Origin of the sequence: Ferruginibacter paludis (assembly GCF_030409685.1) — a bacterium.
Taxonomy (GTDB): Bacteria; Bacteroidota; Bacteroidia; order Chitinophagales; family Chitinophagaceae; genus Ferruginibacter; species Ferruginibacter paludis.
The window spans coordinates 534,986-551,178 of sequence record NZ_JAUFQJ010000024.1; the positions used below are offsets into that span (position 1 = coordinate 534,986).

The window sequence follows — 16,193 nt, forward strand, 5'->3', positions numbered from 1 at the left end:
GATTTTAGCAGTGAGTGATTAATACCCCGGATTTTGGGTGAGGTTAGAATTAGCTGATAAGACAGTAGCAGGTATTGGGAACAAATTATATTTTGCATCCACCGCGGTACCGGAAGCAACGCCACCTTTCCATGGCCATAAATAAGTACCGGATGTCAGTAACCCGAACCTGATTAAATCTGTACGGCGATGACCTTCCCAATACAATTCACGTCCCCGCTCATCCAATATTAGCTGGGTGGTTAAATCACTTAAGGTTAACTGTCCGGTTGCTGTTCCTCCGTAAGCCCTAACCCTCAATAAATTCAGATAAGTCAATGCGGCTGTTTTATCGCCACCTGCACCGCCGCGAAGGGTTGCTTCTGCGTAGATCAGGTACATTTCAGGTAAGCGGAAAACAGGAAAATCGATGTCTGCAAAATAACCTGTAGGGTCATTCACTTTGGCACCATCTGATCTTTTATTTACAAACTTAACAACATGTGGTCCCTGGTCAAAATTGCTGATATCAGCTATAGCCAGCTGGGCTGAACCGGTGCCATATTTTGAAGTAGTAAACATGGCCCTTGTATCAGAAGCACCTGTTTTATCAGCAAACAAATTTACCAGGCCGGACGTAGCTCTGTAGCCATACCATCCACCACCTGTAACTCCATAATCAGAAGTAGCTTCATCACCTGATGCGGCGTGTGCTATAAAGGTTGTGTTACCATAACCCTGTGTATGTAAACCATCAATAGGCACCGCAAAAATGAATTCATTTTTTTGCTTATCATTATCAGCCATAAATAATTTTGCATAGCTGGATTGTAATGCATATCCGCCGCCAATTACTTTGGATGCATAAAAAATTGCACTGTCATAATGGGGCGTACCAGTATACACTTCTGCATTTAAGTAAACACGGGCAAGTAAAGCCCATGCAGCACCCTGGTCAACTCTGCCGTATTCAATGGTTTTAACAGGAGCCAGGTCAGCATCAATTGCTTTTAATTCACCTGTAATATATTTGAACAAATCAGCTCTTTTTATTTCCGCTGGCAATGGTCCGCCAACAACATCTGCTTCTGTTACAAAAGTAGAGTTGCCAAACAAGTCCATCATCAGCCAGTAATTAAACGCTCTTAAAAATCTAACTTCCGCCCTGGTGCTTTTAATGCTGGTAGCGTCTGCGCCGGTAATGCCATTGGCAGCCACCGCTTCATCGGTGGAGTAACGCAGGTATTCATTTGCCAAAGTAATATTGTACATCGGCCTGGCGTACATTCCTTTTAAAAACGGGTCAGCGCTGGTGAATGATAAATTGTGATAATCGTGTATGGTCTGGTCATTCCAGGCTACTACGGCTTCATCAGTTGGTAGTTCCTCGCAGTTGAAATATGGACGTATAAAAGCGATTTGTGAACCTTCATCCAGGTTGCCGCTGATATCCGGCTGACCGGCAGGTCCCTGGTTTCCACCGGAAGCAAGTCCTCCATAAATTTTAGCCAGTACACTTTTGTATCCTGCTGGTGTGGAATAAACTTTATCCGGTGTAAGATCATTCGTTGGATTTAAGTCCAACTTTTTTGCGCAGGATGTTACAGCCGCAACCGCAACAAACGCAACAACTATTTTTTTAAATGTTTTACTTATCATAAAAAATATTTTTATCAAATTAGAAATCAAGATTGCAACCCAATGAGAAAATACGTGGGCGTGGATAGATATTATTATCTACTCCATGAGGATCAGAATTTTCCGGATCAAGTCCTGAATACTTTGTAATTACAAACACGTTCTGAACGCTGGCGTTTACCCTTAAAGAAACTTTGTTGCCGAATACCTTACCTGCATTAAAACCAATATTGATATTATCCAACCGTAAATACGAAGCATTCTCAATATAATAATCAGTCAGGTACTGGTTATTTACAAAACCTGTTGACAGGTAATTTGTTCCTGCATTGCCTATGAAGTTGATAGGATTTTTTATAGAACGCAACACCCCGCTGTTGGAGCTGAAGTTGTTATACAGGTAGTTGCCGAAAGCGCCGTGTGCGGCCAGGCCAAGTACCCATTTGTTGTACATTAATTGTGTGCTAAGCCCTAACAAGACATCTGGTGCCGGCTTTTTATAATAATACTGATCTTTTGCATCTACAGCACCATCCCTGTTTCTGTCCTCATATAATCCTTCAATCAATTTACTGGTTTTGCTATCGTACACCTGTTGGTAAACATTAAAGGTAAAAGGTGCATATCCTACGTCAAATATGCCAATCTGGTTACCGGTACCACCACTGATACCACTCTGGGGTATTGCTTTTGACGGACCCAGGTTGGTAATTTTATCTTCGTTGTAAGCCACATTAAATCCAAAATCCCAGGTAACGTTTTTTGTTTTTACAGGTGTAGTATTTAATACAAACTCAACACCTTTACTTTCCAGGTTACCAATATTGGTTACGATAGAAATATCAAAATTGCGGCCTGCAGCCTGTGGCACCGCACCTAATAAATCTTTTGTTTTCTTTTGATAAACTTCCACTGAACCTGAAATACGGTTGTTTAAAAATCCGAAATCAAGACCGAGGTTGGAAGTAGTTGTTGTTTCCCATTTAATATTGGGATCGTATGCACCCGGACGGAGGTAGCTGATAAATGCATTTCCAAATTGGTATTGTGCAGAAGAATTACTTACTGAATAAACTGGCAGGTATGGATACAATGGATTAAAGCTGCCACCTGTTCCGCTGATATCCTGCTGGCCGGTTACACCCCAGCTTCCACGCAATTTTAATTCACTTAATAAACGGGTGTTTTTAAAGAAATCTTCTTTCAGTTTCCAGGCAGCTGATACAGCAGGGAAATAACCTACACGGGTTGCAGGTGAAAATTTTGAACTTGCATCCCTGCGGACTGAAGCTGTTAAATAGTACTTATTGTCATAGGCATAATTCATGCGGCCCAAATAAGATTCCAGCCTGTACTCTGGTTTGTCAGTAGCAAACGTTGGAACACTGTTGGCAATTACTACTCCATTTTGTCCATAGCTGGCATAATTAGATACATTGGTCAAAAAATCCTGGTAACCATGCAATGCCAGCACGTCTATTTTGCTTTTAATGCTTTTGATATCTTTTGTATAAAACAGGGAAACTTCGGCCAGTTTATTTTGCTTGCCTTGTTTGTAGTAAGCATACCGGCCGGCTGTTTTATAGTCGGTCGCCATGATAGAATCCCGGTTGTCGTGTCCGCTGCCATTGGCATTATCCAAACCCAAGTTGGCCTGCAAATGCAGATCAGGAAAGAAATGTAATTTATAATCAAGCTGCACATTACCAATAATTCTGTTGGCAGTAGACGTGTTATGTCTTAACTCCAGCAAAGCAAGCGGGTTACGTGTTGACAAATCAATTGGTAATGTTGTACCTGGCTGCAACCACTCATAATAGCCACCCCATTTGCCATTGTGTGTAGCATCGTGAACTGGTTGAGTAGGATCAAATGCTGCCGCAGAACCTACAGCTCCCTGGTCTGCAAAACGGTTACTGGTAGAAGAGTATTTAACATTCAGGTTGATAGAAAGATGATCATCCAAAAATTTAGGTGATAAATTTAAAGCAGTAGAATAACGGTTAAAATGATCTGTTTTTAAAATTCCGTCCTGGTTCAAATAACCTCCCGAAATGCGGAAAGGGATATTACCAATTGCTCCACTTGCACTCAGGTTATTATCATTTCCGATTGCTGTTTGAAAAATCTGATCCTGCCAGTCAGTATTGGCGCTGCCTAATAAACTTTTATAGGTATTATTTCCGGAAGTCATTGCATCCGTGTTGATAATGGTCCTGATTTGATCAGCAGTTAATACACTTACTTTTTTAGCTACTGCACCTGCAGACAATTGCGTATTAAAATTGAATTTGATTTTTCCTTTTAAGCCTTTCTTAGTAGTAATAAGAATCACACCATTTGATGCCCTTGAACCGTACAATGAAGTTGCAGATGCATCTTTCAAAACACTCATTGATTCAATGTCATTCGGGTTAATAGTATTAAGTAAATTAGCTGAACCAGGTAAGTTATTGTTATCCACCGGTACCCCATCAATTACAATCAAAGGATCATTGCTTGCACTGATAGAAGATCCGCCGCGGATGCGGATAGTACTTCCACCACCGGCAGCACCACCTCCTGTTGTAATTTGCAAACCGGCTACTTTTCCCTGCAACAATTGTTCGGAGGAAGCAATAGCACCTTTTTGAAAATCTTTGGAAGAAATAGAAGTGATTGCACTTGTCAAATCACTTTTTTTACGTGTGCCGTAAGCTACCACAACAAGGTCACTTAACTGCTGACTTGAAGTAACGAGGCTTACATTCATTGTTGCGCCATTTACCGCTATTTCCTGGCGGCCAAAACCAACTGAGGTAAAAACCAGCGTTGAACCGTCGGCCACGGTTAATTTGTAAGTACCATCAGCGGCGGTTTGTGTGGAACGCTGTGTGCCCTTCACTGTTACGGTTGCGCCGGCAACAGGGCTGCCGTCTTTTGAATCAGTAATTTTTCCAGTAACAACACTTTGTGCCATAGCCGCTGCGGAAAGCAGCAATACGGCAAGCGTCATTGAAAAAAACCTGAAGCATCTTTTCATGCTCTTTTTCATATGCATAATTTTTCTTTTTGATGGCAGAAGAAATGCAGGCAAAATGTTGTGGAGGGGAAGATGAACTCATCCAGGGATGGGTGAACAGATTTTCTCAGTAGCAAACAATTTGGTGGTATTTCATAAAGCAGCCATTCGTTAATAAAGCTGGTTAAATTTTTGTATGTGTATTTTTTACACAATAGTAATGTGTATTTTTTACATTATTACAATGTGTATATATTACGCAAATCTAGACCGTTTTGTGTGAATTAACGCTGCTTTTAGAAAAAAAATTATTACAGAGTTGGTGCTGATAGTAAACCTGAGAGGAAATTACGTGGGCGCCCGGGCTAAAAGTCTATACCCACCCACTTTTTCTGTTTCTTTTCGTATTTCTCAAAATTAAATTTATACAACTTTCCCGGACGGTGTGGTGCATCTTGTTCCATTTCATTCAGATCAATCAGCAAGTCCATAGTAAAAAATTTCTTTCTGAAATTCCTTCTGTCCATTTTTACATCCAGTATCGCTTCATATAAATTTTGCAGGTCTCTCAGCGAAAACTTTTTGGGTAATAAGTTAAAACCCAACGGGTGTTCCTGTACCCTTTTTTGCAACTGTTTTAAACAGGTATCAAATATTTGCTGGTGATCAAAAGCGAGGTCTTTCACCGTTTGTACATCGTGCCAGTGCAGTTCATTATCTAAAATATTTATTTTATGATGCTGCACATTAATTAAAGAGCAGTAAGTAACTGTAACTACCCGGCCTGCCGGATGCCTGTCAACAGCTCCAAAAGTATGCACCTGCTCCAGGTATACATCACTTAAACCGGTACGTTGTTTTAATATTCTGTAAGCTGCATCATCCAAATCTTCTTTTGGAAATACAAGGTCGCCTAGTAATGACCATTTACCCGAATACTTTTTTAAATCACTTCTTATCAGCAATACTTTGAGTTTGTTTTCATCAAAGCCAAAAATTACACAGTCAACAGACAGGGCGATGCGATTGGTATTTTCCAGTTCTGATTGAATAGCATGTATTGATTTACTCTTTTTTTCCAGTGCTTTTTTTTCTGCGGCCGACATTCGTTCTTTTTTAAAATCTGCTGATGGTAGTTTGTTTATTTTTTAATAAAGTGAATATAATGGCTTTTCCCATTTTGTTCAAGCTGTATAAAATAATTTCCGGAATTTATCCCCTTTAACTGGTATGGCAAAATTAATTGATACTGTCCCTGGTTTTGTGTACCGCTGAACAGGCGTTGTATTCGCTGCCCGAGCGACGTAATCAATGAAAGGGTGACCTTGCCGCTGCCTGGTACAAGGTAATCAATCACCACCTCGCCTGCTGCAGGATCAGGTGAAATTTTAAGGCCGAATCCATCTTTTAGATTGGTAATGGTATTATTCCTCGAGGCGGTAGTAAACTGTGCATTGCTAAAATTACCGGCACCAATACCGGTACAATTGGCACTAACTCTCCAGTCGTACGTTGTGGCTGGTGATAAATTTTCAATAGCAATACTACCTGCGGTGCTGTTCGATAAAACGTTTATCCAGCTGCTGCTGATGATGGCTTTATAATCTACCGAATAAAAAATGCCTGGTAAAGCTGCCCAGCTGAGATGAGCTGCTGTAAGTGTTACATCTGAAACCGCCAACGCTGTTGGAGGTGCTGGTGTTGCTTTTACAGTTACAGTAATTTCCGCCCGGCCACTTTCGCCGCAGTTGTTTCGCTCACTCACATAATAAGTAGTGTTACCAGCAACCTCTGTAGAAGGAACAATTGCAACAGAACTGCCAACGCCACCTGTAGCAACAGTATACCATAACAAATCAGTACCTGTTGCTGATAAAACAGCGGCGTTTTCATGCTGACAATAAGCGACAGCTTCAACAACTACCGGCGTAGCAGGAAGTGCTGTTGTATTTACTGTGATAGATGCTCTCGGGCTTTCACACCCATTGTTAGTCTGACTTACATAATAACTAACCGTCCCTGCAGCTGCAGTGGATGGTACCGGAGCAGTTGCAATACCACTGCCACCTGTCGCAGCGGTATACCACAATAAACTGGTGCCGGTGGCTGACAAACCACTGGCAGTTGCGTTTTGACAATAAGTGACCGATGAAGTAACCAATGGTATTGCAGGTGTCGCTTTTACAGTTGCAGTAATAGTGGCCCGCTCGCTTTCGCAGCCGTTAACAGCCTGGGTAACATAATAAACTGCATTGCCTGTAATAGCAGTTCCCGGAACGGGTGCTGCTGTATTGCCCGTACCGCCGGTGGGTGCAGCATACCATAATAAACTGGTACCAGTGGCTGTTAAGGCCACCGCCGTAGTATTCTGGCAAAACATAACCGGGGTTGCAACAACTGGCGCAGCTGGAACGGGAGAAATGTTTACTGTTATTGCAGCCCTTGAACTCTCCCCACAGCTCAGGGTTTGTGTAACATAAAAAATTGTTGTGCCAGCCGCAACGGTTGATGGAACGGGTGCTGTTGCAGAACCGGTGCCGCCTGTTGCCGTAGTGTACCACAGCAAGCCTGTGCCGGTTGCTGTAAGTGCAACAGGTGTAACTCCCTTGCAATAGTTAACAGGTGTAGTAATAACAGGTACTGGTGTTGTTGCTGATATATTAACAGTAACAGGCAGGCGTGAGCTTTCACAGCCGTTTGTTTGAGTTACATAATAATTAGTACTGCCAGTGGTTGATGTAACTGGTATCGGAGCGTTGGCAGTTCCTGTACCACCGGTGGCAGTAGTGTACCATAACAAATTTGTGCCGGTAGCAGTAAGTGATGCAGCAACTGCATTCTGGCAATAATTTACCGGGCTTGTTGCAGTAGGCGCAACCGTTGCGCAAGTGGGAACGCTTACATACACATGGTATTCACCGGGCTGCAATGTGATTGATTGTGTTGCGGCTGTAAGATTAAAAGCATTGCCAGTGATACCATTCAGTCCCGTGCCTGTTCCGTTGCTTAAATAATTATTCCAGTCGCCGGCAGATTGAAAAGAGATGGTCCTGGTTTGCGGTAATACATCCAGGTTGGCTATTACGGTAACCTTAATACCTGCAGCCAAAGGATCTGCAATCTGTAATTTTCTGAACAAGCCGTTGTTATCATTAAAATCATATGTAAAACTGGGGTTATTAAAAACAGCAGGATTATTCAATCTTAATTTTATCAGTTGCGCATAGGCATTCCATAATTTCAGCCTGTCCGCATCAGCCATATATTCCCAATGTGGCGGTTTATTGGCTACGTTGGAACCGCCAAAACCCAATGAAATGTCATACCCTCTTTCGCCAAACTGCCAAAACATTTTTGGCCCCGGCACAGTGAAGAAAACAGCCGCTGCTGCTGCCTGCCTGTCTAAAGCCGTGGCAACAGTTTTTACATTATAACCGCCTGCAATATTACCATATTGCTCATTTTTATACATCAGCCTTTCTTCATCATGGCTTTCCATATATCCCATTTCAGATGGTGTGGTAAAGGCTCCCTGCGTACTGTTATATACAATTTTAGAAAAATCAGCATTGCTGGCATAGCCCATCGTATTCTGGTTATAGGTGGCATTATTGTTTCCCCACAGGATAAATCCTTTGGTGGCATATTCCTGTTCTTCCTGCCTTTGCTGCCCTAAAAATTCCAGTATCATGTACGTCCCGGGAAATTTCGGCACTATATAATCATAGTACCGGTTTAAATTGGCAACCCTCGTAGCATCATAATTTTCAACAGTGGTTGTACTGCTTTGTGTTTGAGTAAATCCTTTTGCCAGGTCAAGCCTAAAGCCGTCTACTTTATATTCTTTCAGCCAATATTCCATAGATCTTTCAACAAGATATTGTGTGGCGGTGGTAGTGTGGTTGAGGTCGTTAAATACGCTATATGGGTGCGGCGCATTCTGGTTAAACCAGGGACTGTTTGCAGCGGGTATTCCAGCGGTTGCATCCCAATATAACCGGCCCTGCGGATTACTGTATGCGTCCATATGATTATATACCGCATCCAGGATTATAGCAATACCATTTTGGTGACACAGATCAATAAATTCCTTAAACTTATTTTTTGTGCCATAAGCTTTATCAAGCGCACAATAAAAAGTTGGGTTATATCCCCAGCTTTCGTTTCCGGTGAACTCGTTTACCGGCATCAATTCGATGGCATTTATTCCCAGCCGTTTAAAATAACCGACGGTATCAATCAGCATCTGGTAATTGCGGGCATCACCAAAATCACGTACCAATAATTCGTAGGTGATCAGGTTTCGCTTATCCGGCTTTGTGAAGTTGGTTACCTGCCAGTTGTAGGCAGGCGCACATGTTTGCAGCACACTTACTATTCCATTTTTTCCTGCTGAAACGTTGACATTCACCGGGTATGGCTTTAACGCTGGGTAAGTTGCTGCCGGAATATATTGGTCGTTGGCAGGATCCAGTATTTTTTCACTATACGGATCAGCAACATAAATTGCATTGTCGACAACATATTCAAAAGCATATTCCTGGCCGGAAGCAAGACCATTAATAGTGAGCCAGTAATAGTTACCGTCCGGTGTTTTATTCATTTGAAAGGCAGCCTGCGGCATCCAGTTACTACCGGCAAAATCACCAATTACCATGGCATCGCTTTTATTCGGCGCATACAAAACAAGCGTTACTGAGGTGCAGTTAGAGGCATAATTAATTCCTTCCACAGCCCCTGAAGGTAATGGCGCTACTACGGTAACAGGGGCTATATAAAAATTGACCGTATCGTAATAACTGACACCGCTTAAAACAAGTTCTGATATAAGTTGCTGGTTACCTGTTGCGGTTACCAATGCATTGCCGGTAATGGTGGCAACCCCGCTCAAAGGGCCCGTAATTTTTGTTCCGTTATAGTATAAATTTAAAATGCCTGTAGTAGTAGAAGCTGTGGCCGCAACAGCAACAGTTTGGTTTATAGTTGCTGTAATTGGTTCGTGAGAAATTGTGTTGGTCGGTACAATCAGCGGTGTAGTAAATTGGATATGATTGCTGCCGGCTGCATAAATGGGCACGTACATATCCGAACCATCCGCATTTTTTTGCACCAGGTTTCCCGCTGCATCCCTGAAAAGTAACGCTATTTTTAAAATAGTTTCCCCCGCGGGAACGCCGCCAGCACCTGAATTAAAATATGCCCTAGGGTTGGTGATTATAAACGACCACTTATTACTACCAAGTGAAGTTGCTACCGGCGCCGTTGTGGATGCCCAGGTTGTGGGTACATATTTCCAGTCGCCCGGCGTTGTGCTAAGGTTAGTGATTACGCCCAAATGCATGTAGACAGTACCGGTATAGCCTTTCAATGCCTGGTTGCCTTTTGTTGCGTCAACAGTGATTGTTATGGTAGAATTATCGCCTGGAAATTGAGGAGACCAGGAAAGTAACTGTGCATGGGAAGTAAAAGCAAAAAAAAGAATAATAAGCAGCTGCAGAGTTTTTTTCATGTGGCGCATTTAATGTGTAAATTAAACACATTATCGACAGTGACAAAATAAAAATGCGGCTTCTGTTTTATTTATTTTATTTTTTAAAAAGAGATTTGCCCTGTTGTGCATATAATTCCGGATGGATAAAAAAGCGACCGTATTAATTTATGTGTAATTATTAGTAATTGAATTCTATAATTTTACAGCAGCAACAGTTATATGTACGACAACAGCCAAACGAAAAAATTACAGTCCAAAACCAGTGATTGGTTATTGGCTGCCAGGGAAAAGAGCGACCCGGTTACCACGGGCAAGGTTGACAGCCTCCGGGAAATACTTCGCTTTCATGAATACCGGTACTATGTACAAAACGATCCGCTTATCAGCGATGAAGAGTATGATATTTTATACAAACTGCTGGAAAAATTTGAAAAGGTCCATCCCGAACTGGTCACTCAGGACTCTCCTACACAAAGAGTAGGCAAAGGGCTGGTAAGCAGTTTCCCAAAAGTGCAACACCTGGTGCCAATGCTATCTTTAGAAAATTCATACAATGCCGATGATTTGCTTGACTGGGACAGGAAAGCGAAAGAACTCTCAGGCCTTTCCGAAATTGAATATTGTGTAGAACCTAAATTTGATGGCGCCAGTATTTCACTGATATACGACAATGACCAGCTGTATCGTTCTGCTACCCGGGGCGATGGTGTGGTCGGTGATGAAATTACCATCAATACGCGGCAAATAAAATCTCTGCCGCTCAGCGCCAAATTCAGCAGTTATGGTATTGAGCAAATTGAGATACGGGGTGAAGTACTGATCAATAAAAATAATTTTAAAAAATTCAACGATAAATTAATTGAAGAAGGGATTCCGCCATTTGCCAATCCCCGCAACTCTGCCGCCGGGTCGTTGCGTATAAAAGATACCGCGGAAGTTGGGCGGAGAAACCTGGAAGCTTTTTTATACCATGTAAGCTATATAACTGCTACGGACACGCGCCAGCCAACTACTCACTCCGGCATGCTTGAAATGCTTTGGAACCTGGGATTCAGAAGTCCTAAAAAAGAAATGTTGGTGGTAAAGGGAATAGACAAGGTGATTCAGCATGTAGAAGATTTTGAAAACAAACGCGACACGTTGCCTTATGAAATTGATGGAATGGTGGTGAAAGTGAATGATCTGCAATTACAGGAGCGGCTGGGGATGACATCCCATCATCCACGCTGGGCAATTGCTTTTAAGTTTAAGGCGCGCCAGGCAACCAGCAAATTACTAGGCGTTAACTTCCAGGTGGGCCGGACCGGGGCAGTTACCCCTGTTGCAAGAATTGCCGCAGCAGCAGTTGGCGGTGTTACCGTAACAAGTATCTCCATCCACAATGAAGAATACATTAAGGAAAAGCAGCTGATGCTGGGCGATACTATTCTCATAGAACGCAGCGGCGATGTAATACCACAAATTGTAAAATCATTTACCGAGCTCCGAACTGGTTCAGAAGAAGCCATACAATTTCCAACAAGCTGCCCCGTTTGCAGTCACCAGTTATTTAAGCCGGAAGGTGAAGCCGTTTGGCGCTGCATTAATATCAATTGTCCCGCACAGGTGGTGGAAAGAATTATTCATTTTGTAAGTAAAGATGCAATGGATATTAAAAGTTTTGGAGAGGCCAATGTGCGCAAATTCTTTGAGCTTGGTTTATTAAAAGATGTTCCGGGTATATATGAACTGGATTACGAAGTCATTGGTCAGTTACCAGGCTTTGGAAAAAAATCGCTCGACAATTTGCAGGCAGCAATCACGAGCTCCAAATCGCAGCCCTTACATCGGTTAATATATGGTTTGGGTATCCGTTATGTTGGTGAAACCACGGCTAAAACACTGGCTAATTTGGTAAATGATTTGATGGAGTTTACAGATTACACAGAAGAACAATTGCAGCAGGCCGAAGACATCGGAGTTAAAGTAGCGGGAAGCATTTACCGCTTTTTTCACGATGCGGAAAATCTGCACATGCTTCGAAAGCTGGAACAATTGGGCATTTCACTAAAAAATCAAAAGAAACAGGTAATTGTAACCGATACGCCGCTGGCCGGACAAACCTTCTTGTTTACTGGTACGCTTAACAGGCTTAAAAGAAGCGACGCGGAAGAAAAGGTGGAAGAAAACGGCGGAAAATTAGTCAGTGGTGTCAGCAGCAAATTAAATTATTTGGTTGTGGGGGATGATGCTGGCAGCAAACTGGAAAAAGCAAAAAAAATTCAAACCATTAAAATAATTAGTGAAGAAGAATTTATAAAAATGCTGCCCCAGGAAAAATAATTTTTTATTTTTATAGCAGCTTGTTTTTGCATAACAATTCAGCAGTATTTGTTTTTACAACCCAGTAAAAAAGAACTAAAAATTTGCTGTATGATAAAAAAACTCCCCGGTGAAAAATGGAACGTTTTACAGTTTAACGGTTATAAGGCATTGCGAAAAAAATATGCTGTTTCTTCTCATGGCCGTGCAGCAAGTTATAGCGCGGACATACATACTGATGGTCAACTGCTGAATGGTTCGCTCACTTCAGGCTACCCCACGTTAAACTTTCACCTGCCCGATGGCAGCGGCACTCTCTATCTCCACCGGGAAATTGCCAGGCTGTTTTGTAAAATGCCTTCTTCAAAACACAGTTACGTTATTCATCTTAACCATAATAAAAAAGATAACCACTACACCAACCTGCAATGGGTAACGGCTGATGAGGTAGGTAGGCATCAGCAAAACAGCCCGCAAAAAATTGCCTATAAAAAAAGACAGGCTGGCAAAACCGAAGGACTTAAACTAAACGTTTCAAAAGTAAAGCTGATAAAAGAAGCCATCAGCAACCCAAAAAGAAAACTGACTTATAAAATGATAGCTGCCAAATATAACGTCAGTGAAATGACATTGTACAGAATTAAAAGTGGCGAAAACTGGGCAGGTGTAAAATAATCTTTCGTTCCAAAAAACAAGATAAACACAACTCCTTCTTACTTATTTATTGCCCTACATTTGTGACAAAAAAAATAACAATGCTGCAATCCGCAACCATCCGTTTTTTAAAAGACCTACAGGACAATAACAACAAGCCCTGGTTTGATGCCCACCGGCAGGTATACGAAAATGCAAAAGCCGATCTGCAGAAATTGGTTGGCCAGTTAATTCCTGCTATCGCAGGTTTTGATGAACCCATTGGCACCCTCCAGGTAAAAGATTGTACGTTTCGCATCAACCGCGATGTTCGCTTTAGTAAAAACAAAAGCCCTTATAAAAATAATATGGCCGCTTACTTTAGCCGTGGTGGTAAAAAGGCGAGTGTGGCCGGCTATTATTTTCACTGCGAGCCAGGCAAGAGTTACGCTGCCGGTGGCTTTTATTCGCCCATGCCTACGGAGCTTGCTAAAATACGCCAGGAAATTGATTACAATTTTAATGAATGGAAAAAGATCATTGACAACAAAACATTTAAAAAATATTTCCCCAATGGGGTGGATGGTATTGAATCCTTGCAAAGACCTCCAAAGGGATATGATGAAACAAACCCGGCCATTCACTATCTTAAGATGAAACACTTCATTGTGAGTAAGCCCTTTACAGATGCAGAACTGCAAAGCAAAACGCTGGTAAAAGATGTGGCCAAAGTTTTTGAAACTATGAAACCAATGCTCGATTTCTTAAACCTTGCCGTGGAATAATTTAACTGCCGCATCACCGGTTTACCTTTATAAATGCCGGTTTCTTATCGCTTTATCACAGGGCAAGGCAACCCTTTGTTTTTATTAAATTTAAAAACTATCCCAATGGTATGCGATTGGTAAAAATCTTTTTTATCAGGGTTTGCCACCTGGCTAAAACCATCCAGGTAATCAGTAAAAGTGTACCTGAAATTTGTTTCTGCAGTTAAGGATATATTGGATGTTAAAAAATATTCTACTCCAATACCAGCTGGTACAACCAAAATAGTCCGTGGAGGTGTTCTGTTCATGTCCACGGCAAGGCCAGTCGTTACCTGTGGTTCATTTACAAAAAAAGATTTGTTTAAATTACTGCTGCGGTCAATATTCAAAAAGCTTATCCCAACGCCCCCCAAAATATAAGGCGAGAAACGGTTGCCAATTTCATTGCCGTTATTGCCAAACATATTCCAAACCATTAGTTCAGAAATTTCTGTAACAGGTGAAGTAAAGCGCAGGTTGCGTTGCTGGCGGTATGCGGGGCTGCTGTATCTGGCATCGGAACCCAGCAAACGCCCGGTAGCAATATTCGTCCGTAAAAGGAAGGATGGATTTAAAATGCGGGAAATATAAAAACCCAAAGCTGGTTTCAGCGTTTTGTACGATCCAAAAGTTTCAGGTGTAAGGTCGCCCTGGTAAACAAATGTACCTGCGTTAACACCCACCTGCCAGTTGCTTAAATTCAACTGCGCCTGACAAATGGAAATGTTTCCCATCAATACGGCAATAGTAAAAAAACCTGCTTTGTTTGGTTTACTCATGGCAATAATTTTTTAGATTGAATAAAAAATTCCCATGCAGTTAGAAAAATCTGGTAAAATAAATGTGCAGGTAAAAATTAATCCATGAGAACAGTAACAGCGCTTTTAAAAGTATTGAGGCAGAGATAATAATGCGCTAAGCTAGGGAATATTGTGCACCAAAATCACAAAGAAATCATAAAGTAAAATAATGACAGTTCCATAATCAGGCATGTATATTCATAACATTTATTTCCTGGTATTGAATTGTTTATTTCTCCGCAGGGATAAGGATAAGACCTTTCTGTTGGGGCAATAACACATGAACCTTATATACCAGTTGTTGTAGACGAACCGATTGCATTGTTTTAATTGATTTTGTTATGAAGTACTGAAGGGAATGGCGTTGATAAAGCCTGGATAAGGCTGGCATCACGCTACATTTTTACTGATGCAGGAAAATAAAAATGCGTTGGGCGAAAGGAATTTGAAACCGGTAAAAGAGACCTATGTGCCGGTAAAAGAACAGAAATCTTAAAAATGGATTGTAAAATAAAATGAAGAATTAAAGAACGGATACATCTAAAAAAATAGTGGCCAGTGATAAAAATCACCGGCCTTGCTTACCTCTGAAACCACAAGAAAAATCTTTAGTCAATTATTTATAAGGATATATTTTTTGAATTCTTTTTAAACAGCACACCAAGGTAAAAAATGCCTTTGTGGATGGGTTTTCATTAAGATAGGAGGAAATGGAAATGTGCAAGCAGGTTGTAAAAATAATATATTTTCTGGATAAATATAATTTTTTTTATTTAGATATATTGATCGTTGCTATTTATTTATTTGTATGCGCATTTAACGCTCATTTACCAACTGGACTGTATTTGCAGGTTATATCAGCAGACATATTTTATGTTATATTTTTTATTTGAATGAGAGATAATACCTGCTGTATTGTCTTTCTGTTTATAAAAAACAAAAAAATTACCTGCTGGCTGCCTTAGGAAGTTAGATGTGCAGTAATTATTATAGTTAGTTTTGTACCAGCTCCCATGGCATTAAACAATCCCAGGAACGCTACGCGAAATCTGAAACTACTTTAAATTAATTCCACTCGACTTAAAATTATACAGTATGAATCCTGATAAAAACGGCATCGCAGAAAAAGCAGTTGCACATATTTTACAGCATGATCTGTTTAGCCAATGGCTCGGCATTGAGGTGTTGCAAACCAAAGAAGGTTTCAGTAAAATAAAAATGGTGGTTCGCAAAGAGATGATCAATGGCCTTGGCATTGTACATGGCGGCATTGCCTTTTCACTAGCCGATACTTGTTTTGCCCTGGCCTGCAACAGCCGCAATACATTATCAGTAGCGTTGGATACAGCTATTAATTTTATAAAGCCTGTACATGTTGCCGATGTGCTGACAGCCGAAGCAACCGAAATTCACAATGGAAAAAATACCGGACTTTACCAGGTAACTGTTACCAACCAGCAACAGCATGTTGTTGCGCTTTTTAAAGGAACCTGCTTTCGTACCAATAAACAGTTAACTCAACTGTGAGTTTATAAAAAGGCGAC

The 16,193-nt window shown here is 41.3% G+C and carries 9 protein-coding genes; 4 read left to right on the top strand and 5 right to left on the bottom strand.

Annotated features, from left to right (window positions below):
- Positions 1-18: 18 nt before the first annotated feature.
- From QWZ08_RS26665 to QWZ08_RS26680, 4 genes are all read right to left on the bottom strand, one after another.
- Positions 19-1,638, bottom strand: coding sequence for a RagB/SusD family nutrient uptake outer membrane protein (locus QWZ08_RS26665; RefSeq protein ID WP_290340793.1), 1,620 nt, complete (start codon positions 1,636-1,638; stop codon positions 19-21).
- Between the two features lie 19 nt (positions 1,639-1,657).
- Entirely contained in the window at positions 1,658-4,651 is a 2,994-nt protein-coding gene (locus QWZ08_RS26670; protein WP_290340794.1) for a SusC/RagA family TonB-linked outer membrane protein, read from the bottom strand.
- A 332-nt stretch (positions 4,652-4,983) separates the two neighbouring features.
- On the bottom strand, positions 4,984-5,724 hold the full coding sequence (locus tag QWZ08_RS26675; RefSeq protein ID WP_290340795.1) for an NUDIX hydrolase: 741 nt from the start codon (positions 5,722-5,724) through the stop codon (positions 4,984-4,986).
- Between the two features lie 35 nt (positions 5,725-5,759).
- Entirely contained in the window at positions 5,760-10,127 is a 4,368-nt protein-coding gene (locus QWZ08_RS26680) for an Ig-like domain-containing protein (protein ID WP_290340796.1), read from the bottom strand.
- A gap of 201 nt (positions 10,128-10,328) precedes the next feature.
- On the opposite strand from QWZ08_RS26680, the gene ligA reads away from it, so the two are divergent.
- The 3 genes from ligA to QWZ08_RS26695 all read left to right on the top strand — a co-directional run bounded on the left by ligA (position 10,329) and on the right by QWZ08_RS26695 (position 13,828).
- Positions 10,329-12,431: an NAD-dependent DNA ligase LigA gene (ligA, locus tag QWZ08_RS26685; protein WP_290340797.1), complete on the top strand. Its 2,103-nt coding sequence runs from the start codon at positions 10,329-10,331 to the stop codon at positions 12,429-12,431.
- 90 nt (positions 12,432-12,521) lie between these two features.
- Positions 12,522-13,085 (top strand): hypothetical protein, encoded by a 564-nt coding sequence (locus tag QWZ08_RS26690; RefSeq protein WP_290340798.1) that lies wholly within the window; start codon positions 12,522-12,524, stop codon positions 13,083-13,085.
- An 80-nt stretch (positions 13,086-13,165) separates the two neighbouring features.
- Positions 13,166-13,828: a DUF2461 domain-containing protein gene (locus QWZ08_RS26695; RefSeq protein ID WP_290340799.1), complete on the top strand. Its 663-nt coding sequence runs from the start codon at positions 13,166-13,168 to the stop codon at positions 13,826-13,828.
- A gap of 44 nt (positions 13,829-13,872) precedes the next feature.
- Here QWZ08_RS26695 and QWZ08_RS26700 read toward each other — a convergent pair whose 3' ends face one another.
- The gene (locus tag QWZ08_RS26700) at positions 13,873-14,628 is read right to left on the bottom strand and encodes a DUF6089 family protein (RefSeq protein WP_290340800.1); all 756 of its coding nucleotides are present in this window, start codon (positions 14,626-14,628) and stop codon (positions 13,873-13,875) included.
- Between the two features lie 1,116 nt (positions 14,629-15,744).
- On the opposite strand from QWZ08_RS26700, the gene paaI reads away from it, so the two are divergent.
- A complete protein-coding gene (gene paaI / locus QWZ08_RS26705; protein ID WP_290340802.1) occupies positions 15,745-16,176 on the top strand; it encodes a hydroxyphenylacetyl-CoA thioesterase PaaI in 432 nt (143 codons plus the stop codon).
- Positions 16,177-16,193 lie beyond the last annotated feature (17 nt).